A 4,252-nucleotide genomic window follows, 5' to 3' on the forward strand; every position below is an offset into this window, starting at 1 on the left:
CCGGGCTTCCACCGCGACGAGGCACGCGCCGATCTCGGCCGAGCTCTCAAACTACCGCCCTGGCTGGAGAGCGAGCGCCGGCGCATCGAGGAGATGCTGCCGGAAGTGGACTTCGCCGAGGGTGGCGCCTCGGAGGACTCGTGAGCTCCTGGCACCAGGGTGGTCCGGTGGCGCGTTGGGGGAACCCTCGCCGAGGCGCCGTCGTGCTGCTCCACGGCCGAGGGGCTTCGGCGGAGAGCATTCTGATGCTGGCTCGTCATCTCGAGCGGGAAGATCTCCTGTGGTGCGCTCCGCAGGCCCGTCACGGTAGCTGGTATCCGCAGCGTTTCATGGCTCCCCTGGAAGACAACGAACCTGCCCTGTCGTCCGCCCTCGAGGTGGTTTCGGGGCTTGCGGCGAGCCTCGACCAAGAAGGGATTCCGGCCCAGCGACGGGCTATCCTGGGATTCTCTCAGGGGGCCTGCCTGGCGCTCGAGCAGGCGGTCCGGCAGCCGCGGAGCTTCGCTGCGGTGATCGCCTTGGCGGGGGGTCTGATCGGCCCCCCGGGGACGCTTTGGCCTAATTCTGGTTCGCTGGCCGGGACGCCGATCCTGCTGGCCTGCGGCGATGCCGATCCGCACATTCCGGTGGCGCGGGTGGAGGAGTCGGCGAGGGTCCTGACGGCTCGTGGGGCCGACGTCGAGATGCACCTCGAACCGGGATTCGGCCATGGCGTTCTGCCGCACCATTTGACCCGCGTTCGTACTCTCCTCGATGAGGTGCTGAAGCCCTGACGTCGACCTGCCGAAAGGGGGTCCAGGACCCGTCCACGGTGTTGTAGGCTGACCGCGATGAAGCGCAATGAATCTCTTCTCGATGTCGTTCTGGAGCTACAGCATTTAGACCGGGTTCCGCGCAGCGGTTGGACGCTGCGTGGGGTTACCTCGCCGGAAAGCGTCACCGAGCACTCGTGGCATGTCCTGTTTCTGGTCTGGGCACTTGGTCCCCGGGTTCCGGATCTCGATGTGGCGCGAGCTGTCGAGATCGCCCTGGTTCACGATCTCGCCGAGGTCCGCCTCGGCGACTTGCCGCGCACCGCCGGGCAGTACTTTCCGCCGGGCGCGAAAAAGAGCGCCGAGCGGGCGGTGATCGATGACGTCCTGGCTCCGTTGCCGGAGCGCAGCCGCGAGCTCTACCGTGAGTACGAGGCGGGCAGCAGCGCCGAGGCGCGGCTGGTCAAGGCTTGCGACAAGCTGCAGTTGATGCTCAAGGCGACCACCTACGAGACCTGGGGAAGTGGTGGCTTGAGCGAGTTTTGGGAGAACGAGGCCAACTTTCCGGAGGCCGCCATCGAGCCGGTGCGGGAGCTCTTCGAGGCCCTACGGCGTCGACGCGAGGAAGGCGAATGTTCGACCTGACCGTGCTGCCAGCTCTCAACGCCAGTATCAACACCGTGGTCAGCGGCTTGCTGATCGCCGGTCGGATTCTGATCGGCCGCGGCAAGCGGGAGGCCCATCGTCGATGCATGCTGGCGGCGGTCGGTCTCTCGGTGGTGTTCTTGATCTCTTACCTGACCTACCACTACCAGGTGGGAGCGACCCGCTTCCAGGGGACGGGTGCCGTTCGAACCCTCTACTTCGCGATTCTGATCAGCCATACGGTGCTCGCCGCCTCGGTGCCCTTCTTGGCCCTCATCACCCTGGTGCGAGCGTTGCGGCAGCGCTTCGATGAGCATCGCCGGATTGCTCGCTGGACCTTTCCGATCTGGCTCTACGTCTCGATCACCGGAGTGCTGGTCTACCTGATGCTCTACCAGCTACCGGTGCAGTAGGACGCTGGCGGTGAAGGCGCCGCTCGGCCTGGTCGGGACTGTGCTGGCGGTGCTGCTGATGCTCAGCGCCTGCGGCGAGGCAGGCCCGCCGGCCGCCAGTCGGCCCGCCGCCTCGGGGGCCGATGACGGCGCCAGCGAGCTCGTCGCTCGGGGCAAGGAGATCTTCGCAGGCAAAGGAATCTGTCTCACCTGTCACAACGGCTCGGCGCGCTACCCGGATGTCACCACGATGGCCGCCAATGCCGGCACCCGGGTCGAGGGCCTCGACGATGTCGAGTACCTGGTGCAGTCCCTCTATCAGCCCGACGCCTTCATCACGCCGGGTTTCAGTCCCGGCATGCCGATCGCGACCCAGCCCCCGATGTCCCTGTCGCCGGAAGAAGTGACCGCGGTGATCGCCTACTTGCAGAGCTTCGGTGGCTCGCCGACGGTGACCCTGGAACGGGTTCTGGCGGCCGTTCCCGACGATCAGAGCTGAACCTGGAGGTCGGTACAGGAGTTTTCCTGGGTAGTCGGGGTAGAGGCGAGGGGGGCATCCGAGGACCAGCCCCCCTCGAGACCCGCGCTGGTCGTCTACTGGGTCGGAACTTCCACCGCTCCGATGTCACAGGGAAGGTTGCGACCGGTGTTCAGGAGGTCGCGGGTGCTGATCGGAGGATTGGAGCAGAAGGTGGCGACGCCGGCACCGATGGCGGGTCCGAAGTAGTCTGGCGCCGGATAATCGAACTTCAGCAGGCCGGAAGGCGTCGACACGCCGAAGTCGCCATTGTCGACGGACAGCTTGAGCTCCGCCGTCGGAACCTCCGGACAGGTTGGAGTGGCCGGTTCCTGAGATTGCAGGTTTCCGCCGCTTTGAACCGTTTCACCCCCGTAGAAGATGCCGTCGCCGCCGCAGGTTTCTTTGGTGAAAGCGCCCACGATCAGAGAGTTCTGGAAAGCGACGAAGCCGTTGGCCGTCGACGTGTGGTAGTCGATGTCACTCTCACCATAGTTCCATGCGATGGTGGAGTGGATGATCTCGATCTCGCTGTCCTGCTTGACGGTGATCGCTCCGCCTGGAGAAGGCTGCTGAGGTGGCTGTTGCAGGAAGTGATTCTCGTCCATCTGGGCGATGTTTCCCATCAGGACGGAATTCGATACCTGACTGCCGAGGGAGTTTTCGAAGTAGAGCGCGCCACCTCCGCGACCGCTGCGAGCAACGTTGTCGGTCAATACGCTTCGATCGAGGAAGAGCTGTCCAAAGGCGAAGATGGCACCGCCCGCACCTTGGTTGAGGCTCCCGAAACCGGTGCTGTTGAGCCGGAAAACACTGCGGGTAATGTGAGCAACGCCTGCGTGTCCGTGCATGATCGCTCCTCCTCCCACGACTCCGAAGGCCATGTTGGCGACGAACTCGCTGTCTTCGATCTGGAGGTGACAGTTGCTCATGATGGCGCCTCCGCCGGTGGTTTGGGTGCCGGCTTCCTCCTCGCCCCAAGCGGTGTTGCTTTCGAAGGCGCTGCGCCGGATGACGATCGGCTGAGTTTGGCTGCCACTGGCGCAGTAGATGGCACCGCCGCCGAGCTCGGCGGTATTGTCATTGAACAGCGTATCTTCGATGGTGATGTTGCTGCCGCGTAGGGCACCGCCGACGTTGGTGGTCTGATTGAGAGTGAACTCCGAGTCTCGGATGGTGATCTTGGCGTTCGAGCTCGAGATGGCACCGCCGTTGTTCTCCGCGACATTGTCGCGAAATTTGACCTTCTCGATCGTGACCTTGGCGCCCGGGCTGTTGATCAGCAGTGCGCCCCCGGCACCGGTCTCGTTGCCCTTGGTCAGGGTGAGGTCGCGGAAGGTGATGTCGAAGCTGCCGCCGATGCGGAACAGCCGCTCGGAGCCCGTGCCCTCGATGGTGGCGGGACCGCGGATGATCAGGTTCGAGCTGAGCTGAATCTGGGTGTTCAGGATGATGCTGGTACCGGCCGGGATCTCGGAGCCAGCGAAGACGATGGTGTCGGTGTCCTCGCCCCAGGCGCAATCCTGGTTCGATTGGTTCATGTTGTCGTCCTGCGCCGCCTGCACCGCCTCGCGCAGTGTGCAGCGGCCGTCGTTCGGCGTGTTGTCGTCCTGGGGCCAGTTGACGGTGATGGTGTTGCCGTGGGCAGAGCCGGCGGTGGCGAGGGTCAGGAAAAGACCCAGTATCAAGATCGAGCGTGTGTTCATGGCACTTTCTCCAGCGGGACGAGGCCGTCTCGGGGCCCGTCGGGTTGCGGAACGTTGTGGGTTGATCGGTTCGACTTTCGTTCCGTGCCTCCGTCCACGAGAAGTCGGAGGAAAACGTGCCAACGAAATCTTGCGCTAGCAGGTTGCTGAAAAACTCATTGGCAACCTGCTTCCGGGCCCGAGAGGGCTGGGCGCCCCCGGCCCGGCGGCGGCTCAGCCGCCGCGACGGGAGAGGAGGCC

The 4,252-nt window shown here is 64.6% G+C and carries 6 protein-coding genes; 5 read left to right on the forward strand and 1 reads right to left on the reverse strand.

Annotated elements, in window-relative coordinates; translation table 11 throughout:
- The 5 genes from AAF604_24750 to AAF604_24770 all read left to right on the forward strand — a co-directional run.
- Nucleotides 1-144, forward strand: a 144-nt coding sequence (locus AAF604_24750) for a ring-cleaving dioxygenase (protein MEM7052895.1), incomplete at its 5' end; no start/stop codon positions are given.
- Complete coding sequence (locus AAF604_24755) at nt 141-773, forward strand: dienelactone hydrolase family protein (GenBank protein MEM7052896.1); 633 nt, start codon at nt 141-143, stop codon at nt 771-773. The genes AAF604_24750 and AAF604_24755, both read left to right, overlap by 4 nt.
- Nucleotides 774-830: 57 nt before the next feature.
- Entirely contained in the window at nt 831-1,397 is a 567-nt protein-coding gene (locus tag AAF604_24760; GenBank protein ID MEM7052897.1) for an HD domain-containing protein, read from the forward strand.
- Complete coding sequence (locus tag AAF604_24765) at nt 1,385-1,810, forward strand: DUF420 domain-containing protein (GenBank protein MEM7052898.1); 426 nt, start codon at nt 1,385-1,387, stop codon at nt 1,808-1,810. The genes AAF604_24760 and AAF604_24765 overlap by 13 nt, the downstream gene beginning before the upstream one ends.
- Nucleotides 1,811-1,820: 10 nt before the next feature.
- A complete protein-coding gene (locus AAF604_24770) occupies nt 1,821-2,288 on the forward strand; it encodes a cytochrome c (GenBank protein MEM7052899.1) in 468 nt (155 codons plus the stop codon).
- Between the two features lie 95 nt (nt 2,289-2,383).
- Here the strand turns inward: AAF604_24770 and AAF604_24775 are convergent, their stop codons facing one another.
- Nucleotides 2,384-4,012, reverse strand: coding sequence for a CSLREA domain-containing protein (locus AAF604_24775; protein MEM7052900.1), 1,629 nt, complete (start codon nt 4,010-4,012; stop codon nt 2,384-2,386).
- Between the last annotated feature and the right edge of the window lie 240 nt (nt 4,013-4,252).

The sequence above is a fragment of the Acidobacteriota bacterium genome, from assembly GCA_039028635.1.
In the GTDB taxonomy this organism is placed as follows: domain Bacteria; phylum Acidobacteriota; class Thermoanaerobaculia; order Multivoradales; family JBCCEF01; genus JBCCEF01.

Coding starts and splice junctions, on each gene's coding strand:
- AAF604_24760 (MEM7052897.1), top strand. CDS start 831: ATGAAGCGCAATGAATCTCTTCTCGATGTCGTTCTGGAGCTACAGCAT.
- AAF604_24775 (MEM7052900.1), bottom strand. CDS start 4,012: ATGAACACACGCTCGATCTTGATACTGGGTCTTTTCCTGACCCTCGCC.
- AAF604_24765 (MEM7052898.1), top strand. CDS start 1,385: ATGTTCGACCTGACCGTGCTGCCAGCTCTCAACGCCAGTATCAACACC.